The organism is Luteimonas sp. A501, assembly GCF_054052085.1.
On sequence record NZ_JBSVRI010000001.1, the window covers coordinates 467,263 to 489,107 of the forward strand.

23 protein-coding genes are annotated in these 21,845 nt (G+C 70.6%); 8 read left to right on the forward strand and 15 right to left on the reverse strand.

Annotated elements, in window-relative coordinates:
• Positions 1-14: 14 nt before the first annotated feature.
• Genes ACW7G5_RS02110 through ACW7G5_RS02125 form a run of 4 tightly spaced genes read right to left on the reverse strand, consistent with a single transcriptional unit; the run spans position 15 to position 2,510 of the window.
• Positions 15-833, reverse strand: coding sequence for a M15 family metallopeptidase (locus ACW7G5_RS02110; RefSeq protein WP_457001390.1), 819 nt, complete (start codon positions 831-833; stop codon positions 15-17).
• A 10-nt stretch (positions 834-843) separates the two neighbouring features.
• Positions 844-1,449 carry a hypothetical protein gene (locus tag ACW7G5_RS02115; RefSeq protein WP_457001391.1) on the reverse strand — a complete coding sequence of 202 codons (606 nt, stop codon included), beginning with the start codon at positions 1,447-1,449 and terminating at the stop codon, positions 844-846.
• Positions 1,446-1,634, reverse strand: a complete 189-nt coding sequence (locus ACW7G5_RS02120) for an Arc family DNA binding domain-containing protein (RefSeq protein ID WP_457001393.1) — start codon at positions 1,632-1,634, stop codon at positions 1,446-1,448. The genes ACW7G5_RS02115 and ACW7G5_RS02120 overlap by 4 nt, the downstream gene beginning before the upstream one ends.
• A gap of 9 nt (positions 1,635-1,643) precedes the next feature.
• The gene (locus tag ACW7G5_RS02125; protein ID WP_457001395.1) at positions 1,644-2,510 is read right to left on the reverse strand and encodes an SPFH domain-containing protein; all 867 of its coding nucleotides are present in this window, start codon (positions 2,508-2,510) and stop codon (positions 1,644-1,646) included.
• Positions 2,511-2,647: 137 nt separating this feature from the next.
• On the opposite strand from ACW7G5_RS02125, the gene ACW7G5_RS02130 reads away from it, so the two are divergent.
• Positions 2,648-3,079 carry a hypothetical protein gene (locus ACW7G5_RS02130; protein WP_457001397.1) on the forward strand — a complete coding sequence of 144 codons (432 nt, stop codon included), beginning with the start codon at positions 2,648-2,650 and terminating at the stop codon, positions 3,077-3,079.
• Between the two features lie 21 nt (positions 3,080-3,100).
• Here ACW7G5_RS02130 and ACW7G5_RS02135 read toward each other — a convergent pair whose 3' ends face one another.
• Both ACW7G5_RS02135 and ACW7G5_RS02140 read right to left on the reverse strand, forming a co-directional pair.
• On the reverse strand, positions 3,101-4,333 hold the full coding sequence (locus ACW7G5_RS02135) for an endonuclease/exonuclease/phosphatase family protein (RefSeq protein ID WP_457001398.1): 1,233 nt from the start codon (positions 4,331-4,333) through the stop codon (positions 3,101-3,103).
• Positions 4,330-5,076, reverse strand: coding sequence for an arginyltransferase (locus tag ACW7G5_RS02140; protein WP_457001400.1), 747 nt, complete (start codon positions 5,074-5,076; stop codon positions 4,330-4,332). The genes ACW7G5_RS02135 and ACW7G5_RS02140 overlap by 4 nt, the downstream gene beginning before the upstream one ends.
• A gap of 157 nt (positions 5,077-5,233) precedes the next feature.
• Between ACW7G5_RS02140 and ACW7G5_RS02145 the strand changes: the two genes are divergently transcribed.
• Complete coding sequence (locus ACW7G5_RS02145; protein WP_457001402.1) at positions 5,234-5,932, forward strand: hypothetical protein; 699 nt, start codon at positions 5,234-5,236, stop codon at positions 5,930-5,932.
• 545 nt (positions 5,933-6,477) lie between these two features.
• Here the strand turns inward: ACW7G5_RS02145 and ACW7G5_RS02150 are convergent.
• The 4 genes from ACW7G5_RS02150 to ACW7G5_RS02165 form a co-directional block, all read right to left on the reverse strand.
• Positions 6,478-7,611 carry an RNA polymerase sigma factor gene (locus ACW7G5_RS02150; RefSeq protein ID WP_457001404.1) on the reverse strand — a complete coding sequence of 378 codons (1,134 nt, stop codon included), beginning with the start codon at positions 7,609-7,611 and terminating at the stop codon, positions 6,478-6,480.
• Between the two features lie 70 nt (positions 7,612-7,681).
• Entirely contained in the window at positions 7,682-8,539 is an 858-nt protein-coding gene (locus ACW7G5_RS02155) for a hypothetical protein (RefSeq protein ID WP_457001405.1), read from the reverse strand.
• A gap of 4 nt (positions 8,540-8,543) precedes the next feature.
• On the reverse strand, positions 8,544-9,446 hold the full coding sequence (gene tesB / locus ACW7G5_RS02160; protein WP_457001407.1) for an acyl-CoA thioesterase II: 903 nt from the start codon (positions 9,444-9,446) through the stop codon (positions 8,544-8,546).
• A 159-nt stretch (positions 9,447-9,605) separates the two neighbouring features.
• Positions 9,606-10,172, reverse strand: coding sequence for an N-acetylmuramoyl-L-alanine amidase (locus ACW7G5_RS02165; protein WP_457001409.1), 567 nt, complete (start codon positions 10,170-10,172; stop codon positions 9,606-9,608).
• Positions 10,173-10,238: 66 nt separating this feature from the next.
• Here ACW7G5_RS02165 and ACW7G5_RS02170 point away from each other — a divergent pair, with 66 nt between their 5' ends.
• The 3 genes from ACW7G5_RS02170 (at position 10,239) to ACW7G5_RS02180 (ending at position 13,921) form a co-directional block, all read left to right on the forward strand.
• Positions 10,239-10,775 (forward strand): hypothetical protein, encoded by a 537-nt coding sequence (locus ACW7G5_RS02170; protein ID WP_457001410.1) that lies wholly within the window; start codon positions 10,239-10,241, stop codon positions 10,773-10,775.
• Positions 10,772-12,934 carry a bifunctional 23S rRNA (guanine(2069)-N(7))-methyltransferase RlmK/23S rRNA (guanine(2445)-N(2))-methyltransferase RlmL gene (rlmKL, locus tag ACW7G5_RS02175; RefSeq protein ID WP_457001412.1) on the forward strand — a complete coding sequence of 721 codons (2,163 nt, stop codon included), beginning with the start codon at positions 10,772-10,774 and terminating at the stop codon, positions 12,932-12,934. Before ACW7G5_RS02170 ends, rlmKL begins: the two co-directional genes overlap by 4 nt.
• 114 nt (positions 12,935-13,048) lie before the next feature.
• Positions 13,049-13,921 carry a pirin family protein gene (locus ACW7G5_RS02180; RefSeq protein WP_457001413.1) on the forward strand — a complete coding sequence of 291 codons (873 nt, stop codon included), beginning with the start codon at positions 13,049-13,051 and terminating at the stop codon, positions 13,919-13,921.
• A 33-nt stretch (positions 13,922-13,954) separates the two neighbouring features.
• Here the strand turns inward: ACW7G5_RS02180 and aqpZ are convergent, their stop codons facing one another.
• The 4 genes from aqpZ to ACW7G5_RS02200 form a co-directional block, all read right to left on the reverse strand.
• Entirely contained in the window at positions 13,955-14,695 is a 741-nt protein-coding gene (aqpZ, locus tag ACW7G5_RS02185; protein WP_457001415.1) for an aquaporin Z, read from the reverse strand.
• Between the two features lie 113 nt (positions 14,696-14,808).
• Positions 14,809-15,252, reverse strand: a complete 444-nt coding sequence (locus ACW7G5_RS02190) for a hypothetical protein (RefSeq protein ID WP_457001417.1) — start codon at positions 15,250-15,252, stop codon at positions 14,809-14,811.
• 176 nt (positions 15,253-15,428) lie between these two features.
• On the reverse strand, positions 15,429-16,136 hold the full coding sequence (gene murU / locus ACW7G5_RS02195; RefSeq protein ID WP_457001419.1) for an N-acetylmuramate alpha-1-phosphate uridylyltransferase MurU: 708 nt from the start codon (positions 16,134-16,136) through the stop codon (positions 15,429-15,431).
• A gap of 10 nt (positions 16,137-16,146) precedes the next feature.
• Positions 16,147-17,160, reverse strand: a complete 1,014-nt coding sequence (locus tag ACW7G5_RS02200; protein ID WP_457001421.1) for an aminoglycoside phosphotransferase family protein — start codon at positions 17,158-17,160, stop codon at positions 16,147-16,149.
• Positions 17,161-17,244: 84 nt separating this feature from the next.
• Between ACW7G5_RS02200 and ACW7G5_RS02205 the strand changes: the two genes are divergently transcribed.
• The 3 genes from ACW7G5_RS02205 to cysC are packed head-to-tail and all read left to right on the forward strand — an operon-like array spanning position 17,245 to position 21,403.
• Positions 17,245-18,663 carry a mannose-1-phosphate guanylyltransferase/mannose-6-phosphate isomerase gene (locus tag ACW7G5_RS02205; protein WP_457001423.1) on the forward strand — a complete coding sequence of 473 codons (1,419 nt, stop codon included), beginning with the start codon at positions 17,245-17,247 and terminating at the stop codon, positions 18,661-18,663.
• Positions 18,660-19,574: a sulfate adenylyltransferase subunit CysD gene (gene cysD / locus ACW7G5_RS02210; protein WP_457001424.1), complete on the forward strand. Its 915-nt coding sequence runs from the start codon at positions 18,660-18,662 to the stop codon at positions 19,572-19,574. Before ACW7G5_RS02205 ends, cysD begins: the two co-directional genes overlap by 4 nt.
• The gene (gene cysC / locus ACW7G5_RS02215; RefSeq protein ID WP_457001426.1) at positions 19,574-21,403 is read left to right on the forward strand and encodes an adenylyl-sulfate kinase; all 1,830 of its coding nucleotides are present in this window, start codon (positions 19,574-19,576) and stop codon (positions 21,401-21,403) included. Before cysD ends, cysC begins: the two co-directional genes overlap by 1 nt.
• Positions 21,404-21,471: 68 nt before the next feature.
• On the opposite strand, the gene ACW7G5_RS02220 is transcribed toward cysC, so the two are convergent.
• Complete coding sequence (locus ACW7G5_RS02220) at positions 21,472-21,747, reverse strand: GlsB/YeaQ/YmgE family stress response membrane protein (protein WP_457001428.1); 276 nt, start codon at positions 21,745-21,747, stop codon at positions 21,472-21,474.
• Positions 21,748-21,845: the final 98 nt, after the last annotated feature.

Below are 21,845 nucleotides of genomic sequence, written 5' to 3' on the forward strand. Positions count from 1 at the left end.
AGCCGGCCACGATCTCAATCGGTCCGCGCGATCCCATCGTAGCGCCAATGCCAGGGCTCGTGGACGATGCCGTGCGGGTTGTCGCGCGGATAGCTCATCGTGAAGCCGAGCGCCGCGGCGTGGGAGCGGAGCCATGCGAACGCCGCGGTCTGCTCGAAGGATTCCTCGGCCGCCGGCTCGCCGGGCGCGCTGATGTCGATGGCGCGGCCCGAATGGTGTTCGGACCAGCCGGGGGCCGCGTTGACGGCGAGGATGTCGTCGATGGCGAGTCCGCGCGCGAGCTTTCGCTCGATGATGCCGGCCTGGTACGCGTGGCTGCGGTAGCCGGACACGGCGTCCAGCACGATGCCGTCGCGGGCCGCCGCAGCCTTCAGGTGGCGCCAGCCGCGGGCGGCGTCCACGCGCAGCCAGAGCGCCCGCCGATAGCGGTCGTGGCCGGCAAGGTCCAGCCAGGCGGGCTCGGCCTCCAGTGCCAGCCCGGTGCGCGCGGCATAGGCCTCGCCATCGATGCCCAGGGCCTCCAGGCGCCCGGCCAGGCGCAGGGGCGGCAGGGTCGGCACCACGTCGATGCCGGCGCGCAGGCCGGCGTGCGGTGGATGCTCAAGCGCCTCGAGGGCGGCATCGATCCCGGGTTCGCGCGCCAGGCGCGGGACCAGCGGCAGCAGGCCTTCCGGCAGGTCGGCGGCGAGCAGCGTGCCGTCGCGCTTGCGCCGCAGCACCGTGCGTGCGCGGGCCAGGGCGCGGGCGTCGCGGTTGCCGCGAGCGCGCAGTACGCCGCCCGGCCAGAGTTCGATGTCCGGGGTGTTGGCAAGGATGGCGTCGCGACCGCGCATGGCTGGAAGGCTAGCGCCTGGTGCCGGCGTCCGCCATGGCGCGCAGCCGATCGAGCAGCGCCTGCGGATTCACCGGCTGCAGCAGGAGCCCGTGCCCGGCGGCCGTGGGGATCCACAGCAGGCGCTTGCCGCCGGCGGTGGCCACCAACGCCCGTTCGCCGCTGCGCAGGCGGAACCAGCCGCTGCGGAAGCCGGGGATGGAGACGCCGTTGGTCCGCAGCATCGCGCGGAATTCGGGCCGCTCGTCGGGATCGACCACGCGCGCATGCGCGAGGTCCAGCGCATCGAGGCCGAAGTGCCGGCGATAGAAGGTGGTGGCGAGCTCCAGCCCGCCTGCGTCCAGGCGCAGGCGATGGCGGCGGACCAGCGCGGCCAGCGCGCCCCAGAGCACCACGCAGAGCGCAGCGACGCTGGCGAAGGCGCGGACCGCAAGCGCGCCCTGGCCATCGCCGCTGCCGCTGCCCGAAAGCTCGGTCAGGCCGACCAGCACCAGCGGCAGGCCCACCACCAGCGCGAACAGCCAGGCCTGCGCGCGCGCCGAGGCCGGCACCAGCGCCGTGGCGGCATCCTTGCCGTGAATCACGCCGTGGCGGCCGCGGTCATCGCTCACTGTCATTTGCCTTCCCTTTTCGTGGAGCCGGTTGCGGCCCGTTCCGGCAGCCGTCCCGCCTTGCGCAGCGCCTCGCGCAGCAGGTATTCGATCTGCGCGTTGGCGCTGCGCAGGTCATCGTCCGCCCAGCGCTGCACGGCCGCGAGGATCGCGGCATTGATGCGCAGCGGATAGGCCTTCTTCTCAGCCACGGCGCGCCATCAGTACAGCGAGCCGGAGTTGACCACCGGCTGCGCGCCGCGGTCGCTGCACAGCACCACCAGCAGGTTGCTGACCATCGCCGCCTTGCGCTCTTCGTCCAGCGTGACCACGCCGCTCTTCTCCAGCTCGGCCAAGGCCAGTTCGACCATGCCGCAGGCGCCGGCGACGATGCGCGTGCGCGCGGCGACCACGGCGTTGGCCTGCTGCCGCTGCAGCATGGCCTGCGCGATCTCGGGCGCGTAGGCGAGGTGGCTGATGCGCGCCTCGAGCACTTCGACGCCGGCCGAGCCCAGTCGTTCGTCCAGGTGCTGCTTGAGTTCGTTGGAGATTTCCACGGGATGGCTGCGCAGCGACATCTGGCCTTCCTCGTTCTGGTCGTAGGGGTGGGTGGTGGCCATGGCGCGCAGCGCCGCCTCGGACTGGATATGGACGAAGCTCTCGTAATCGTCGACGTTGAATACCGCCTCGGCGGAATCCACCACCTTCCACACGATCACCGCCGCGATCTCGATCGGGCTGCCCTCGAGCTCGTTGACCTTGAGCTTGCCGCTCTCGAAGTTGCGGATGCGCAGCGAGACCTTGCGCTTGGCGAGGAAGGGGTTGTTCCAGCGCAGGCCGTTCTCGTGGACGGTACCGACGTACTTGCCGAACAGGCTCAGCACCGCCGACTGGTTGGGCTCGACCATGTACAGGCCGGCAAGGCAGAACAGCGCGATGCCGCCGATCGCGATCGCCGCAGCCAGCTGGAGCACGGCGCCGCCGTTGACCAGCGCCTGGAAGAAGAACCAGCCGCAGGCCAGCGCGACCACGAGCAGGAGCAACAGCATCGGAATGCCGGGCATGGAGCGGATCGGGTTTTCCTTCATGGCGTTCTCCGGGGGCGGGTGGTGGGCTGGTGTCGACTAGTGATATCTAAATGATATCTATATGTCAAGAAGATCGCGGCCACGGCGGTCCGACCTGCGATGATGGCGGCCTTGTGATCCGAGGGAGCCAGCCACCGATGAAAGGCCGCGACGGCTATGCCGTGTTTTTCTTCCCGCAGGCGATCGAAGCCCTGGGGGATGCCATCAAGCCGTATATCCAGGACAGTCCGGTGGTCGGCGCGCACGTGCCCTGCGACGAAGTCGACACCGGCGGATCACTGATCGAGCTCACCATGAAAGGCCGCATGCCCACGGGTGACGATGTCACCCTGGAGCTGATGGTGCCGACGTCGATGGTGCGGATGATCGTGTCGCGGCAAAGCGGCGGCATGTTCGGCTTCGGGCCGCGCAGCCACGAGGCGGTTGCCCCGGTGGCGCTGCCGGTCATTGGCGCCTCGGCGCCGGCGGCCGAAGCGCCGACCGAAGCAGTGCCGGCAAGCGCCGGGACCGGCTCGCCGGCAGTGGCGGCCCCAGCCGAAGGGGATGCCGCCGCCAAGCCCGCGCCCTGAGGCCAGGCGCGGGAACGCTGGTCAGTTGCCGAGGTCGATCCAGACCAGGCGGTGGTCGCTGCCATCGACGATGCCGGCGCCGTCAGTGCCGGGGGCCGGCCAGTACACGCCTGAATCCAGCGCTCGGAAACCGGTGGACGGCAGGGCGTAGTCCAGCCGCAACGGACCCGTGCGCGGACCGAAGTCGCCAGTGGCATGGGCCACGCTGCCGCGGCGGCCGGAGTGGTCGGCACCGGCGGCGTGCGCCGCGCCTTCGCTGCGCGGGGTCGCCATGCGCAATACGCGCGGGTGTTCGAGCAGCTCGATGATGGCCTGATGGCGGCCGTCGCCGTCGACCGGATCGTTGTTGAGGTCGCCGAGGATCACGAAGCGCGCGTCTGCAGCCAGTCCGCCGCAGTGGCCCGCATCGTCGCAGAGCCACGACGCCTCGTCAGCGCCGATGTATTCACTCCACAGCCGGATTTCATCGTGGTTGCGCGCGCCGTTGCGGTCCTCCGGGCCGTCGAACACCGGCGGCGTCGGGTGCGAGGCCAGCATGTGCACGGTGCCAAGCGGGGTGCGTACCGGCACGTCCCAGTGCGATTTCGACGACAGCCGCAGCTGTTCCCAGATGGCGTCGGCGTACCAGGGCGCACCGGTTGCCGGATCCACCGGCCGCGCGGCGCCGGGCAGGGTGCTCCAGGGCAGGCGCTGGAAGGTGCGTGCGGCTCCGGCGTCGATGGGATGCATGGACAGCAGCAGCATCCCGTACTGCCCGGGATGCAGGCCATAGCCCCAGGCGTCGTTGCCGCGCCCGCGCGCGGCCGCCGCGTCTTCGCCCGGCGCGGGCAGGTCGGCGCCGACGTGTCCGCTGCGGTCGAGGTCGAGGCCGCTGGGCACGCCGGTGTTCACCGGCGCGATGTAGCGGTAGGGATAGTGCAATGCCTCGCCACCGCCGGGCTGCGGGACTTCCAGGTAGTCGCGCTGGAAGGCATCGGCCGCCAGGCCGCCGGCGTCGTAGTCGAACTCGTTGACCAGCACGACGTCGGGCCGGACCCGCTGCAGCACCGCGGCGACCTTGCGCGCATCGGCGTCGGCGGATTCGAGCCGGCGCAGCAGGCCGCCGGCGTCATCGGAATAGAGCGATGCGTTGTAGCTGGCGACGCGGAGGGTCTGGGGCGGGGTCATGGACTGTCCGGGATCTCCGTGGGTGTTGACGCGAACGCAGCCGGCAAGCAGCGCGCAGCAGAGCAGCGCGGCAAGGCGCGCGGTCATGCGTCACCCGCGCGGGCGAGTGCCTGCCAATCGCGGCCGTCAAAGCGTTCGAGGGGCTGGAAGCCGCGCTTGTAATCCATTTTCGTGTGTCCCTGAATCCAGTAGCCAAGGTAGAGGTGGCGGTAGACGTCGCGCCGGGCCCAGGCGAGCTGCTGCAGGATGGCCAGCGTGCCCAGGCCGCGCGCGGCCTCGTCGGGATCGTAGAAGGTGTAGACCGCCGACAGCGCATCATCCACCAGGTCGGTGACAGCCACCGCCAGCAGGCGCCCACCGGCGCGCAGTTCGAGGAAGCGCCCCTGCGACCAGCTGCCGACCAGGAACTGCGCGAACTCCGCCTTGCCATGATCGTCCATGCCGCCGCCGGGATGGCGGCCGACCAGATAGCGGCGGTAGAGCTCGAAGCGCTCGGCGTTCTCGTCGGCGGGGAGGATCCGCGCCTGCACGTCGGCGTTGCGCGCCAGGCAGCGGCGCTGGCTGCGGTTGGGCACGAAGTCGGCCACGGGGATGCGCACCGGCACGCAGGCGCGGCAGCCGTGGCAGTGCGGGCGATAGACCAGGTCGCCGGAACGGCGGAAGCCCCAGGCCAGCGCACGGGCATAGGATTCGGCCAGGCGCGGGTCGCCGGGATCGAGCACCAGGTCGCGTGCGGCGCGCTCCGGCCAGTAGCCGCAGGGGTGTTCCGCAGTGTGGAACAGGCGCAGGGGCGCGGGCTCAGCCATGGCGAACCCGGCGCGGAGATGCATGGACGGCGCGAAGCATGCAGGCAGGATACTGCGCCGTGTCGCAGCGGCTGCGAACCGGCTGCCAGCTGAATGCCGCCGGGCAACCGTCAACCGCATCCGGCGCCATGCGTTGACCGATGCACATGCAGCAATGCCGCTGCCAGCAAAGGAGTCACGCATGAAGCGTCATGCCCTGTTCTTCGCCACCGCCCTGGCCGTGGCTTCCCTTGGCGCCACCGGCCTGGCCGCCGCGCAGTCCGCGCCGGCCGCCAGCGCCACCCAGGCCACCGCCGCGGGCGAGGCCGGCAGCGATGCTCCGCGCGCCGCGAAGGGTGAGCGCCCGATGCGCCACGGCAAGGGCCACGCCGGCCACCGCGGCGGCCATGCCATGCGCGGCGGCATCGAGCGCATGGACAGCGATGAGGACGGCCGCATCAGCCGTGCCGAGTTCGACGCCGCCAAGGCCGCGGGGGAGGCCCGTCGCGCCGCCCGCATCGCCGAGCGCGAGCAGGCCGGTGCCGGCGAATCCCCGCGTCGCGCCCGTGCCGACCACGCTGGTCGCTCCGGCCGCGGCGGGATCGGCCAAGGTGCGCGCATGGGCTTCGATTTCGATTCCATTGATGCCAACAAGGACGGCTACATCGTCCGCAGCGAAGTGGCGGCCCACCGCGACCGCATGCAGGAGCAGATGCGCGGCAAGCGCGCCGAGCGCTTCGCCGAAGCCTTCGCTGCGGCCGATCTGAACAAGGACGGCAAGCTCAGCCGCGTCGAGATCGACGAAAAGATGCCGCGGCTGTCAAAGCGCTTCGCATGGATGGACGACAACCGCGACGGCTTCCTGAGCCGCGTGGAACTGGAAGCCGACAAGCGCCGCTGAGCCAGGCGTTCCACTGATGGGGTGGCGCCGGTTCCACCGGTGCCGGGGCCCGCGCCCATGGCGCGGGCCTTTTTCATGGTTCTTGTCCTGATTGAGGGGCTCCGGGAGGGTGCGCGCTGCCCCCCTGCATCCTCGGCGGGCCCGGACCTTCGTCGCGGTCGGGAGCCAGGCTTCGGTCACCAGCGAACCCGCTCGGATCGTCACCGGACAAGCGGCACGGCCACGCCAGGGCGACCCCTACGAGCGCGAGCGCGCCCGCTCCTGACCTTCGTCCCGAAGCAGAAAAACTCCACGGCCCGACCCGTGCACAGGGGGTGTGCGTACAGCCGGCCATGGATGGCCGGCGGCCGGCAGTGGGAGCAGGACGCGGAGACTGCCGGGGGAGCACACCCCCTGTGCACGGGTCGGGCAGCGCGCATCCCAACGGAGAAGCTCCCGGCCCAACTGTCACGTCAGCATCTCGGAGCCTCGAGAAGAACCAGCCACTCCGTCGAGCCGACCATGCGCCTCTCCCTCAGTCGGGAGAAGAACCCTTTTTCATGGCCTCAGCCCTTGAGATACAGCAACACCAGCCCGCCGATGATAGCCACGTTGCTGATCACCACGCCGCTGGTGCCGAAGGTCAGCCGATACAACAGCTGCCTCGAGCGCGCGCCTTCGGGGTTGCGGATGGCGTCGCGCCGCAGCAGCGGCTGCATGGTCCGCGCCAACGGACCGAGCAGCTGGTAGTTCAGCACCGCGATCGCGGCCAGTGCCAGTGCATAGGTCGGCACCAGGCTGTCGAAGGTGAAGGCCGAGGCCAGGGTCAGGCCGACGGCCAGCAACGAGCTCCAGATGTAGGTGTTGTAGACGCGAAGGATCCCGCCGCGCTCCGCTTCGTCGTCGGCGTATGCGGTGAGCATCTTCCGGCACAGCCATGCGGTGACGAGGCCGGCGAGCAGGCCGCCGCCAAGCGCGCCCGCGGTGCCAAGCACGCCCTTGCCGAACACGCTGCCGATGACGCTGCCACCGACCTTGGCGAAGCCGGCCGCGGCGACCGGGCGGCTGAAGCCGAGCATCGCCGTGATGCCCACCGCGAACGCGGTGCCGGGCGCGGTCGAGCGGGCGAATTCGCCGACGCGCGACAGCAGGTCTTCGCGCAGGCTCTTGCGCGCGCGGGAGAGGCGCTTGCGCACGGCGGCGTCGGACAGGCCCAGCAGTTCGGCCACCTGGCGCGAGTTCTGGCCTTCGCGGTAATAGAGCAGCAGCACTTCGCGACTCTCTTCCGGGAGTTCGGAGATCAATTCGGCGGCCATGCGCTCGCGCTCGGCATCGATCAGCTGCTCTTCCGGCAGCGCCGAAGGATCGGCGGCATGGTTGATGGCGATTTCCGCGGCCTCGCCGCCGATCACGCGCTGGCGGTGGCGACGCAGGTGGTCATAGGCCAGGTTGCGGGTGATCTGGCGCAGCCAGGGCAGGAAGCTTGACGGGTTCTGCAGGCGCTTGAGGTTCTGCCAGGCGGAGAGGAAGGCCTCCTGGGCGATGTCCTCGCTGGCGGTCGGGTCGCGGGTGATGGCCAGGGCCACCGCGGTCACCGTGTTCTGGCTGGCGACGATGATGCGGGTGTAGGCCTGCTGGCAGCCGCCGGCCGCGGCGGGCAGGTCGCGATGGATCAGGGCATCGATGGCGCAGGTGGTCATGGGCTGCTCGCGTGGCGGCACCGGTGGGGCGCCATCCTATCCAGACGCAGCCGCGCTGGAAACGTGACCTTCAGCGTGGGTCTTCGCGCATCCAGTCCTGGCCTTCGCGGCGCACGGCCAGTTCGCGCGGCTCGTCTCCGCCCACGGCCAGGTGCACGGTGCCGCTGCCGGAGCCGTCGGTGGCGTAATCGGATACCTCCACCGGCAGGCGTTCATCGCCGCAGTCCGAAGCCGGCGCCACGTCGAGGCCTTCGGTGGCCAGCGCTTGCAGGAAGGCGGGGTCCGGGTCGGCACCGTCGATGCCGAGGCAGCCGCGCCGCGTGCCGGCCGCGACCAGCGCTTCGCGCAGCAGGGTGGCCGCCAGCGCGGGCGGCGTGGCGATCACGAAGGCTTCGTCAGGCAGCGTGGCGACAAGCGGCATGTCGGGAGCGGACGCCGTCGCGGGAGCCTGCGTGCGGGCCGGCGTGGACGCGCCCGGGACTGATGTCGCCGCTCCGGAGGCCAAGGCATCGCCATCGCCACCACCACGACTGGCGCGGTAGGCGATCATCACCAACGCCACCATCACCGCCACCCCGAGCAGCAGCCCGTAGCGGAAGCGTCCGCCACCGCGCGCGGAGAGCGGTGAGCTGGTGCCTCCGGCCAGTGACGGCGGCGGCGGCATGAAGCTTTCGCTGCGGGGCGTGGTGTCCTGCAGCAGGCCGATTTCACGCAGCATGCGGCGCGCCTCGGGCTGCTGGTCGGAGCGGATGACCCAGACAGCCGGCCGCGGGCCGCTGTTGTTGCCGTCGCGATAGCTGAAGTTGCCCCGGATGGCGCCGCGGTAGGAGCGGCCGTTGCTGATCCGGACCTCGATGCCGGCCTCTTCAAGCAGCCGGGCCACCGCTTCGACGTTCTCGATGCGGGCGCTGGAAAACACCTGGCGCACGGCGTCAGCTCCGTGCCGGGACCTGCCCGGGCTGCCCTTCGACCACCCGGATCATCCCTTCCTGCGCGGTGCTGGCCACCAGCCGGCCGGCGCGGTCGTAGATCATGCCGCGGGCCAGCCCGCGCGAGCCCTGCGCGCTCGGGCTGTCGATGGAATACAGCAGCCAGTCGTCGGCGCGGAACGGACGATGGAACCAGAGCGCGTGGTCGAGCGAAGCCATCTGCACCTTCGGCTGGTAGTAGCTGATGCCGTGCGGGAACGTGGCCGTGCCGAGCAGGTGGAAATCCGAGGCGTAGGCGAGCAGCGCGCGGTGCAGCTCGGGCGCATCGCCGACCTTCTCGGCCAGGCGGAACCAGACCTGCTGGTAGGGCGGGCGCTTGGGCGGGTCGAGCTCGTCGCGCGGATAGACGTGGCGGAACTCGAACGGACCGCTACGGTCGAGCCAGCGCTGGATCTTGGTCGGGAGCTTCGCGAGCACCTTGTCCGGGATCGCGGGCGCGGGCTCCAGGTCCTCGGGCTGCGGCACTTCGGGCATGGACAGTTGGTGCTCGGCGCCGCCCTCCGGCTCCTGGAACGACGCGGCGCAGAAGAAGATGACCTTGCCGTGCTGGATCGCGGTCACCCGGCGCACCGAGAAGCTGCCACCGTCGCGGGTGCGGTCGACGTCGTAGACGATCGGATGCTCGATGTCGCCGGCGCGCAGGAAGTAGGCGTGCAGCGAATGCGCGCCGCGCGGCTGGGTCAGCGTGCTCTGCGCCGCCGACAGCGCCTGGCCCAGCACCTGGCCACCAAAGACGTACTTGGTGCCGATGTCGCGGCTCTGGCCGCGGAACAGGTTGTCCTCCAGGCGCTCGAGGGTGAGCAGTTCCAGGAGTTCGGACGCGGGGGCGGGGGTGCTGTTGGGCATCCGCCGATTATACGGTGGCGTGCGGTGAACCCCGGCCCTGCGATGCCCCCCCCCGCGATGTCCCCCGCGACTGCACTCCCTGTAGGAGCAGCTATAGCTGCGACCTCGACCCCGCGCCACGGCGGTCATGCAGTGGCGCGGTCGCAGCCATGGCTGCTCCTACAAAGGCAGGGGCAGGTGCAGGGGAAGGCGCTGCAAGGGCGTGGCTTCCAGCACGCACTGCCATGGGAACAGCGGTCCCGGGTCGCGCTTCCGGGGTACCTGCAGCGCCGGATCGTCGCTCGCGGCAACCAGACCCGCATCGAGATCCTCGTGGCCGGCGATCCAGCGCAGCGCGGGCAGGTCGCGGGCCAGCGCCGCCAGCAGCGCCACCAGCGCCTCGATCTGGGCCTCCGGATACGCGTCCTCCATCGCTTGGTGGCGCGAATCCAGCCAGTCCGGCCAGCGCCCGGTGTTCACCAGCTCGATGCCCACCGAGCGCGGGTTGAAGCCGCGGACATGGTGCGCGACCCGCGCCGGATCCACCCAGCGCTCGACGGCCCCGTCGCGGTCCACGTACCAGTGGCCGCTGTTGCCGGTGGCGCTGGCCGGGTACAGCACGCGTTCGCCGTACTCGCGCGCGGTGGCGAGGTCCGGCAGCTCGGTGCAGTGGATGACCACCAGGTCGACCTGCGCCAGCGGGCGCGCCTCAAGCAGGGACTCGTAGGGCAGGGGGTCGATGCGCACGTCGCGGCCGGGGCGGGGGACGGCGCGATGCTAGCATTCACGTTCCCCCGAACCTCCCCGGACCCCATGACCGCACGCGGCCATTGCATCCTCTCGCACGGCTTCGAAAGCGGCCCCGACGCCACCAAGGTCACCGCGCTGGCCGAGGTCGCCGAACGCCTGGGCTGGAGCCACGAGCGCCCCGACTACACCGGCTTCGACGCCATGCATGACGTCAGCGACCTTGGCGACGTCGCCAGGCGCCTGGCCCACCTGCAGGCGCTCGCCTCCGCACGCGCCGCCGAAGGCCCGCTCGTGCTCGCGGGTTCGAGCCTGGGCGCCTGGATCTCCGGGCGGGTATCGCTTGAAGTGCCTGCGCTCGCGCTGTTCCTGATGGCGCCGCCGGTGAACCTGGCCAAGGCCTACCCGCTCCAGGCCGCCGCGGTGCCGACCGCGATCATCCACGGCTGGCACGACGAGCTGATTCCGGCCGCCGACGTCGTCGCCTGGGCGATGCCGCGCCGCGACCGCCTGCTGCTGGTCGACGACAGCCACCGCCTGTCCGCGCATGTCGAGGCCTCGGCCGCGCTGTTCGCCGACCTGCTGGGCGCGCTTTCGCCGTGAAATTCTTCGCAAGCTGCGGCAAGGGCCTGGAATACCTGCTGGCCGACGAACTCGTCGCGCTCGGCTGCGCGCGGGCGACCGCCACGGTTGCCGGCGTCAATGTCGAAGGTGAGCTGGCCGACGCCCAGCGCGCGGTGATGTGGTCGCGCCTGGCCAGCCGCGTGCTGTGGCCGCTGACCGAGTTCTACTGCGACGATGAGGACACCCTGTATCGGAATGTCGTCGCGCTTCCATGGGCCAGCCACTTGGCGCCCGGCCGCACGCTGGCGGTCGATGCCCGCGTGTCCGGCGAAGGCATCACGCATGCCCGCTATGCCGCGCTGCGGGTGAAGGATGCCGTGGTCGACAGCCTGCGCGCGGAGACCGGCGCGCGCCCGGACGTCGACCTGGATGCGCCCGACCTGCGCCTGAACCTGGTGGTGCGCAAGGGCCGCGCAATCCTTTCCGTCGATCTGGGCGGCGGCTCCCTGCACCGTCGTGGCTGGCGCCGCGCGCAGGGCGATGCGCCGCTGAAGGAAACCCTCGCCGCCGCGGTCCTGCTGCGCGGCCAGTGGCCGCAGGTGCATGCCGAAGGCGGCGCGCTGCTGGATCCGATGTGCGGTAGCGGCACGCTGCTGGTGGAAGGCGCGGCCATGGCCGCGGACGTGGCGCCCGGCCTGCTGCGCCATGGCGAGGTGCAGCCTTCGCGCTGGAGCGGTTTCGACGCCGGCACCTGGACCACGCTGCGTGAGGACGCGCTGGCACGTGAGCGCGCGGGACGGGAGTCACTGCGGCCGGTGTTTTACGGCAGTGACGTCGATCCGGCCGCGCTGCGCGCCGCGCATGAAAACGCGATCGCCGCCGGCTTCGGTGACGTGCTGCAGCTGGAAGAGCGCCAGGTCGCCGCGCTGCGGCCAATGGCCCAGGTCCGCGGCCTGGTCGCAAGCAATCCGCCCTACGACGCGCGCCTGGCCGCCGACGCCCAGCTCTACCGCGGCCTTGGCGATGCCCTGCGCCGGATCGCGCCGTACTGGCGCGCGAGCCTGCTGTGCGGAAGCCCGGACTTGGCGCGTGCCACCGGCCTGCGTCCGCAGAAGGTCTACCAGGTGTTCAACGGTGCGCTGGAGTGTTCGCTGCTGGTTGTCGACCCGGTGCAGCCGCCGCTGCGCGAGGACGCCACGCCGCGCCCCCTGTCGCCGGGCGCGCAGATGCTCGCCAACCGCCTGCGCAAGAACCTGCGCGCGCTGAAGTCCTGGCGGGTGCGCGAGGGCATCGGTTGCTACCGCGCCTACGACGCCGACCTGCCCGAATACTCGGCCGCGATCGATGTCTACACCGAGGCCGACGACCCCGACGCCACCTGGCTGCACGTGCAGGAATACGCCGCGCCGGCCGATATCCCCGATGCCGACGTGCGCCGCCGCTTCGGCGAGGTGCTGTCGGCCGCGCGCGAAGTCTTCGGCGTCTCGCGCGAGCGCGTGGCGACCAAGGTCCGCGCGCGCGGCAAGGGCGGCAGCAAGTACGCCGATGCCTCGGCCCTGCGCCGCGGCGAGTACATCACGGTGCGCGAGGGCGCGGCGCTGCTGCGCGTGAACCTGTTCGACTACCTCGACACCGGCCTGTTCCTCGACCACCGCCCGCTGCGTGCGCGCCTGCAGCGCGAGGCGCACGGCAAGCGCTTCCTCAACCTGTTCTGCTACACCGGCGCGGCCACCGTGCATGCGGCGGTGGGCGGGGCGTCCAGCACCACCGGCGTCGACCTGTCGGCGACCTACCTGCAGTGGGCATCGGACAACCTGCGCGGCAACCGCGTCGACGGCCGCATCCTGGGCGGCAGCGCCCACCGCCTGGTGCAGGCCGATGCCGTTGCCTGGCTGGAGGCCGATACCGGCGAATACGACCTGGTGTTTTGCGACCCGCCGACGTTCTCGAATTCGGCGCGCGCCGACGACTTCGACATGCAGCGCCAGCACGTGCAGCTGCTGCAGGCCGCGGTGGCGCGACTGTCGCCCGACGGCGTGCTGTATTTCTCCAACAACTACCGCCGCTTCCGCCTGGACGAGGAGGCGGTGGCCGGGTTCGCCCTGTGCGAGGACATCACCGCGGAGACGATCCCGCCCGACTTCGCCCGCAATCCGCGGATCCACAAGGCCTGGCGGCTGACCCGGCGCGACGGTTGACCCAGGCCCTGGAGGCCCGGGCGTCGGCAGCGGAACCGCAGCGTTTCGCCGACGGTGCTGTGCCCGGGGGCGATGCGGCACCATGATTGGGGTAGTCCCGACGAGGAGTTCCCCATGACCGTTACCCCGTTCGATTCCACCCGTGTGGTGCGCAAGGTGCGCGGCCATGCCGCCTCCGATGGCGCCGGCGTGAAGCTGACGCGGGTGATCGGGAGCACCGAGCTGCCCGACCTCGATCCATTCCTGCTGCTCGATGAATTCGGCACCGATCGCGCCGAGGATTACATCGCCGGCTTCCCGGAGCATCCGCACCGCGGCTTCGAGACCGTCACCTACATGCTCGACGGCCGCATGCGCCATCGCGACAACCACGGCAACGAAGGCCTGCTGGTGCCCGGCAGCGTGCAGTGGATGACCGCGGGCCGCGGCCTGGTGCATTCGGAGATGCCCGAGCAGGAAGAAGGCCGCATGCGCGGCTTCCAGCTGTGGGTGAACCTGCCTGCGAAGGACAAGATGATCGAGCCGCGCTACCAGGAGTTCGCGCCCGACCGCATCCCCCGGGTCGCGCCGGCGGAGGGCGTGGACGTCCGCGTGGTGGCCGGGGAGATCGCCGCCGCCGATGGAAGCCGCGTGCGCGGGCCGATCGAACAGCCGGCCACCGACCCGCTGTACCTGGATGTGTCGCTGGCGCCCGGCGTGGCCTGGGAGCACCGGCTGCCCGAAGGCCAGAGCGCGTTCGTCTACGTATTCGAAGGCGAGGCCGGTATCGGCCGCGGCGAAGAGGCGCGCATGCTGGCCAGCCACGAGCTTGGCATCCTTGGCGGCGGCGATGGGCTGCGCGTGGAGGCCGGCGAGGCCGGCGCGCGCATGCTGCTGGTCTCGGGCCGGCCGCTGCGCGAGCCGGTGGCACGCCACGGGCCCTTCGTGATGAACACCCGCGAAGAGCTGATGCAGGCCTTCGTCGACTTCCAGCAGGGCCGGTTCTGAGGAGTACGGGGCGGCGGTGGGCCGCCGCCCCGGTCACGCTCGGGGATTGCCGGTGATCGGCGTGTCTTCGCGGCCCAGCCAGCCGTAGATCCCGCCACCAATGATCGCGCCGACGATCGGCGCCACCCAGAACAGCCACAGCTGGCCGAGCGCACCGGAGCCCGCGAACAGCGCCACCGCGGTCGATCGCGCCGGGTTTACCGAGGTGTTGGTGACCGGGATGCTGATCAGGTGGATCAGGGTCAAGGCCAGGCCGATCGCGATCGGTGCGAAGCCCACCGGCGCGCGGCCATGGGTCGCGCCCATGATCACCACCACGAACATCGCGGTCAGCACGACCTCGCAGAGCGCGGCCGCGGTGAGCGAATAGCCTCCCGGGGAGAGCGCGCCATAGCCGTTGCTCGCGAACGCGCCCGCCGCTGCCGGGTCGATCGCAAAGCCGGCGTTGCCGCTGGCGATGAGCAGCAGGATCCAGCCCGCGAACACGCCGCCGGCGACCTGCGCCAGGATGTAGGGCAGCAGCTCGGACGCCGGAAAACGGCCGCCGGCCCAAAGTCCCACGCTCACCGCCGGATTGAAGTGCGCCCCGGAGACATGGCCGAAGGCGTAGGCGCCGGTCAGCACGGTCAGGCCGAACGCCAGCGCCACGCCGTGGAAGCCGATGCCCAGCGGATTGCCGTCGCCTCCGAAATGCGCGGCCAGCACCGCGCTGCCACAACCGCCGAGCACCAGCCAGAACGTGCCGATGAATTCCGCTGCCAGCTTCCTGGTCATGCGTTCCTCCTCAATAGTGGTCGTGTGGCCGGGATGGCCACTCGCCTGCTGCAGAACGTCGGCGCCCGGCGCCGGAGGCCATGTCCGCGCTCCGTCGAACCGGGCGGCTGGACTCAGTTGGTCGAGAGGCGGATGACGTCGAAGCGCAGCTGCTCGGCCAGTGACATGGCCTCGGACAGCTGTGTTTCGTCGCCGCGCAACGAGATGTGGGCGACGCTGTCGCGATCCAGTTCGACCAGTGTCTCGCGCACTTCGATGCCGGAGGGTCCCGAGAGCTCGCTGCGGTACCACCAGGTGTCCTGGCCGTCGATCACGGTTTCCACCGTCCGGTTGCCACGGCGCGGGCGGAACGGCGCGTCGCCGGTGATCATCACCGCAAGCATTTGCGTGCCGTCGCTGGCGCGGATGGCCTTGCAGAAGGTGTAATCCTTGCCGTCGAGCTTTTCCCAGGCGAGGCCGCTGGTTGCCGGAAGCGCGGGACAGTCACTGCCGGACTGCGCATGCACGCTGCCTGCCGCAAGCAGAAAAGCCGTGGCCAGCACGGTGGTTGCTTTCATGGTTCCTCCCCCTTGGGCGGCACGGATCGATGTGCGCCTCGTTTGATCCTGTCTTGTGCGGCGCGACAAAATCCGTGACGTGCGTCACGTTTGCTGCATCCCGGAGGCTGTTTCCGTCGTATTCGTCACATCCCCGGTGGAAACAGGGCAGGCACGCGTGGACGTGAGCCAGGGGGTCACCCGTCCGCTTCGATCTCCCGCGTCAGCGCGTCCAGCCGCTGCGGCGTGCCGACATCGGTCCAGAGGCCGCGGTGGTGTTCGCCCGCGGCCATGCCCCGGGCCATCGCCGCGCGCAGCAAGGGTGCGAGCTTGAAGCGCGGCGGATGGGCATCCGCGCCCTGTGCATCGCCGATGACGTCGCGCCAGTCGCGAAGCAGCGCCGGCCGGTACACGCCGATGCCGGAAAAGGTCAGGCGCGGCGCACCGTCCGCATGCACCTGTCCTTCCGCGTCGAGCGCGAAGTCACCGCGTGGATGGTGATCGGGGTTGTCGACAAGCACCAGCCAGGCCTCGCCCTCGGGTGCCTCCGGCAGGCGCGCGAAATCGTAGTCGCACCACACGTCTCCATTGACCGCGATGAAGGGCTCATCGCCCAGCAGCGGCAGCGCGTGCAGCATGCCGCCGCCGGTCTCCAGCGGCGTGTCGCCCTCGTGGGAGTAGTGCAGGCGCAGGCCCCAGCGCGAGCCATCGCCCAGCACCAGCGGGAACTGCGGCGCCAGCCACGAGGTATTGATCGCCACGTCGCGTACGCCGGCGGCGGCCAGCTTTTCCAGGTGCCAGGCGATCAATGGTTTGCCGCCGGCATCAAGCAGCGGCTTGGGCGTGGTGTCGGTCAGCGGGCGCATGCGTTCGCCAAGGCCGGCCGCGAAGACGAGGGCTTTCAACGCGCCGCCCTCAGCCGGCCGCCGTCGCGGCCAGCGCGGGGCGTACATGGCGGTCGAGCACGCCGGCCAGCGGTGCGAGTTCCGGGTGTCGCGGCAGTACTTCGTCGAGGTAGGCGAGGAAGCGCGACGCATCGGCGAGGTATTTCGGCTTGCCGTCGCGGTGGTGGAGGCGGGCGAAGATGCCAAGGACTTTGAGGTGGCGCTGCACGCCGACGAGTGCGGCGTCGCGCAGGAAGCGCTCCCGTGACGCCGGCACCGGCACGCCTGCCGCCAGCGCACGCGCGTGGTAGCCGGCCAGCCAGCCATCGACCCGTGCCTGCGGCCAGCTGAGGAAGGCGTCCTTGAACAGGCTCACCGGGTCATAGGACACCGGGCCCAGCACCGCGTCCTGGAAGTCCAGCACGGCCAGTCCGCCGGCCACCGGCATCAGGTTGCGCGGCATGTAGTCGCGATGCACCAGCACGCGCGGCTGCGCCAGCGCACTGTCGATCAACACCCGGTAGACCAGGTCGAGGGCCTCCAGGTCGGCGCAGTCGAGGGTGGCGCCGAGGTGGCGGCCAAGGAACCATTCGTCGAACAGGTGAAGCTCCCGCGCCAGCAGGGCTTCGTCGTAGTCCGGCAGGTCGCTGGGCGCGGGGATCGCCTGGATGCGCAGCAGCTGGTCGATGGCGGCGTCGAAGTGGGCATCGGCGTTGCCGGTGTCGATGGCGTGGAGCAGTGTGTCCACGCCAAGGTCTTCAAGCAGCAGGAAGCCGCGCTCCACGTCGCGCGCCAGCACGCGCGGCACGCGCACGCCGCCGCGCTCGAGCAGTTCGTGCATCTTCAGCCAGGGCCGGACGTCCTCCAGCGCGGGGGGCGAGTCCATCACGATCAGGCTGGCGTCGCCGGCGCCAGCCGTGCGCCAGTAGCTGCGGAAGCCGGCGTCGGTGGACGCGCGTTCAAGCGCAAGGCCGGGGCGTCCGGCGGCCATGCGCGCCCAGGCCAGGCGTCCGGTCGCGTGCGTTTCGTCACTGGCTGTGGTCATGCGGGTTGCGGTCCGTGGCCGGCGGGGCGGCGGTGAGCACAGGGTAAACTTCGCGCTCCTCCTTAGACAGCCAGGCACCTTGCCATGACGCAGCTGCAACCCGTGCTCCTCTCCGGTGGCTCCGGCACGCGCCTGTGGCCGCTGTCGCGCGAGGCGTATCCCAAGCAGTTCCTGGCGCTGACCGGCGAGCACACCATGCTGCAGGACACCTGGCTGCGGGTGGCGCCGCTGGCTGCACTGGCGCCGATCGTGGTGGCCAACGAGGAGCATCGCTTCCTGGCCGGCGAGCAGCTGCGACAGGTGGGCGTGGAAGGCGCGGCGATCATCCTCGAGCCGGTCGGCCGCAACACCGCCCCGGCGATTGCCGCCGCGGCGCTGCAGGCCATGGCCGGCGGTGCCGATCCGCTGCTGCTGGTGCTGCCGTCGGATCATGTGGTGCGCGATGCCGGGGCGTTCCGCGCCGCCGTGGGCGAAGCGTGCGCGGCCGCCGAAGCCGGTGCGCTGGTTACCTTCGGCATCGTGCCGGAGGCGCCGGAAACCGGCTTTGGCTATATCCAGGCCGGTGCGGGCAAAGCGGGTGCGGGCAACGGCGTGCGCGAGGTGCTGCGCTTTGTCGAGAAGCCCGACGCCGCCACCGCCCAGGACTATCTGGATGCCGGCGGCTACTACTGGAACAGCGGCATGTTCCTGTTCCGCGCCTCGCGCTACCTGGAAGAGCTGGGCCGCTTCCATCCGGACATGCTCGACGCGGTGCGCCGCGCCAGCGACGGCGCCACCCGTGACGGCGACTTCGTGCGCCTGGACAAGGACGCCTTCGCCGCCGCGCCGTCGGACTCCATCGACTATGCGGTGATGGAAAAGACCGACCGCGCCATGGTGTTGCCCGTGGACATCGGCTGGAACGACGTCGGCTCGTGGTCGGCGCTATGGCAGGTCAGCGAGCAGGACGCGGACGGCAATGCCGGCCATGGCGACGTGATCGCGATCGGCAGCCGCAACAGCTATGCCTGGTCGCGGCGCCTGGTGGCGCTTGTGGGCGTGGACGACCTGGTGGTGGTGGAGACCGACGACGCGGTGCTGGTCGCGCACAAGGACCGGGTACAGGAGGTCAAGGACGTGGTCGCGCGGCTCAAGGCCGATGACCGCAGCCATGCCGTGCTCCATCGCGAGGTGCACCGGCCCTGGGGCAGCTACGATTCCATCGACCAGGACGAGGGCTTCCAGGTCAAGCGCATCAAGGTCAAGCCCGGCGGCCGGCTGTCGCTACAGTCGCACAGGTGCCGCGCCGAGCACTGGATCGTGGTCCGCGGCACGGCGCGCGTGACCCGTGACAACGATGTCTTCGAGCTGCACGCCAACCAGTCGACCTACATACCGCTGGGCGCGAAGCACCGGCTGGAGAACCCCGGCACCGAAGTGCTGGAGCTGATCGAAGTGCAGTCGGGCGACTACCTGGGCGAAGACGACATCGTCCGCTACGAAGACGTCTACGGGCGCTCATGAGCGACGGGGCTGCGATCGACCGCCAGCTCGACCGGCTCGAAGCCGAGAGCCTGCACATCCTGCGCGAGGTCGCGGGACAGTGCCGCAAGCCGGTGATGCTGTACTCGATCGGCAAGGACAGTTCGGTGCTGCTGCACCTGCTGTTGAAAGCTTTCGCGCCATCGCGGCCGCCGATCCCGCTGCTGCATGTCGACACCACCTGGAAGTTCCGCGAGATGATCGCTTTCCGCGACCGTCGCGCCGCGGAAACCGGCGTCGACCTGCGCGTCCACGTGAATCCCGACGGCGTGCGCGATGGCATCGGTCCGCAGAGCCACGGCGCCAGCCGCCACACCGAAGTGATGAAGACCCAGGCGCTGCGCCAGGCGCTGGACGCCGGTGGCTACGACGCCGCGATCGGCGGCGCGCGTCGCGACGAGGAAAAGTCGCGCGCCAAGGAGCGCGTGTTTTCCTTCCGCGACGCCAACCAGCGCTGGGATCCGCGCCGGCAGCGCCCGGAGCTGTGGAACCTGTACAACGCGCGGGTGAATCCCGGCGAGAGCATGCGCGTGTTCCCGCTGTCGAACTGGACCGAGCTCGATGTCTGGCGCTACGTCCGCCGCGAAGGCATTCCGGTGGTGCCGCTGTACTTCGCCGCAGAGCGCCCGGTGGTCGAGCGCGACGGCACCCTGGTGATGGTCGATGACGCGCGTTTCCGGCTCGAACCCGGCGAGGCGCCGATGCTGCGCCGCGTGCGCTTCCGTACCCTCGGTTGCTATCCGCTGACTGGCGCGGTCGAGTCCGACGCCACAGACCTCGACGCGGTCATCGCCGAGATGGAGGCGGGCACGCAGTCGGAGCGCGCCGGTCGCCTGATCGACCACGCCGAAGGCGACTCGATGGAGAAGAAGAAGCGCGAGGGCTATTTCTGATGGCGAGTGACTTCCTGCGCCTTGTCGCCTGCGGCAGCGTCGACGACGGCAAAAGCACCCTGATCGGGCGCCTGCTGGCCGAGGCCGGCCGCGTGCCCGACGATGAGCGCGCCGCGTTGGCGAAGGCCAGTGCAATGCACGGCACCCGCGGCGGTGACGTCGACTACGCGCTGCTGCTGGATGGCCTGGAAGCCGAACGCGAGCAGGGCATCACCATCGACGTCGCCTGGCGCCACCTGGACACGCCGCGCCGCCGCTTCATGGTCGCGGACTGCCCGGGACACGTGCAGTACACGCGCAACATGGCCACCGGTGCGTCCGTCGCCGACCTCGCGATCGTGCTGGTGGACGCCACTCGCGGGCTGCTGCCGCAGACCTTCCGCCACACCGCGATCGCGGCGATGTTCGGCGTGCGCCACGTGCTGCTGGCGGTGAACAAGATGGACCGCGTCGGCCACGATCGCGCCGCCTTCGAGGCGATTGCAGGCACGTACCGCGCGCACGCCGCGAAGCTCGGCATCGCGGATGCCGTCGCGATCCCGCTGGCCGCCGCGACCGGCGCCAACGTCACCGCGCGTTCGGATGCGATGCCCTGGTATGAGGGACCGACCGTGCTCGAACACCTCGAGTCCGTGCAGGTCGAACCACGCGACGCCGACCTTGCCGCGCGCCTGCCCGTGCAGCTGGTGCTGCGCGACGACGATGGCGGGCGCTGGCTGGCCGGCACCATCGCCTCGGGCACGCTGCGCGTGGACGATGCGCTGCGGATCGAACCCGACGGCGTGGCCGCGACCGTTGCCGGCCTGCGCCGCGGTGGCGTCGAGGTCGGCAGCGCCCATGCCGGCGACGCCGTCTCCGTGCGCCTGGCGGAGGACGTCGACGCCGCGCGCGGAGACGTGCTTGCCGCCGCCCGCGCGCCCCTGGCCGCCACCGACCAGTTCGTCGCCGACCTGCTGTGGTTCGATGAAGCCGCGCTGCTGCCGGGGCGGCGCTATCAGCTGCAGGCGGGGGCCCGCGTTGTCGGCGCGCGCGTCGGTGAAATCAAGCACCTGCTCGATCCCGAAACCCTGCAGCCGCTGGCCGCAAAGCGCCTGCAGGCCAACGATATCGGCGAAGTGGTGCTGTCGCTCGACGCACCGATCCCGTTCGCGCCGTTTGCCGACGAGCCGGCGATGGGCAGCTTCATCCTGGTCGATATGCTGAGCCGTGCCACGGTCGGTGCCGGCATGGTCCGCCACGGACTGCGCCGCGCCGACAACATCCACTGGCAGGTGCTGGACGTGGACCGCAACGTGCGCGCCGCGCTCAAGGGCCAGCGCCCGCGCTGCGTCTGGTTCACCGGCCTGTCGGGCGCCGGCAAGTCGACCATCGCCAACCTGGTCGAGCGCGGCCTGCTCGCGCGCGGCTGCCACACCTACCTGCTCGATGGCGACAACATCCGCCATGGTCTCAATCGTGACCTCGGTTTCACCGATGAGGACCGCGTCGAGAACCTGCGGCGCATCGCCCACGTCGCGCGGTTGATGACCGATGCGGGGTTGATCGTGCTGGTGAGCTTCATCGCGCCGTTCCGGGCCGAGCGCCGGTCCGCGCGCGCGCTGTTCGCCGAGGGCGACTTCATCGAGGTGTTCGTGGATACGCCGCTGGCCGAGGCCGAGCGGCGCGACGCCAAGGGCCTGTACGCCAAGGCACGCCGGGGCGAACTGCCCAACTTCACCGGCATCGACTCGCCCTACGAGCGGCCGGAAGATGCGGAGCTGGTGCTGGACACGATGTCCGGGAGTCCCGAGGCCCTCGCGGAACGCGTGATCGCCGCGCTCCTGGACTGAGGCCGGGCCGGGAAAGGAAAAAGCCGGGCGATGCCCGGCTTTTCCATGTGTGCGAAGTTCGCGCCGGCTCAGCGCCTGCGCTTGCCCTTGATGGCCTCGGCGATGAACAGCAGCACGATCGCACCGACCAGCGATGCGATGAAGCCGACCGGTTCGCCCTCCGCGTACCACCCCAGCATGCGTCCGACCCAGCCGGCGAAGAGCGCGCCAACGATGCCGAGCACGATCGTCATGATGATGCCGATGCCCTGCTTGCCGGGCTTGATCAGGCGCGCGAGTACGCCGACCACGAAGCCCACCAGGATGATCCAGAGCCAGCTGTCGCCACCGAATACGCCTTCCATGTGATCCCCTCGTTGTGGATTGAGCCCGCACTTTGGCAGGGCTCGCGCGCCTGCGCCAGCCCTCACCGGTCGCGCCACGAGGAGGGAGCGGGCAGGAC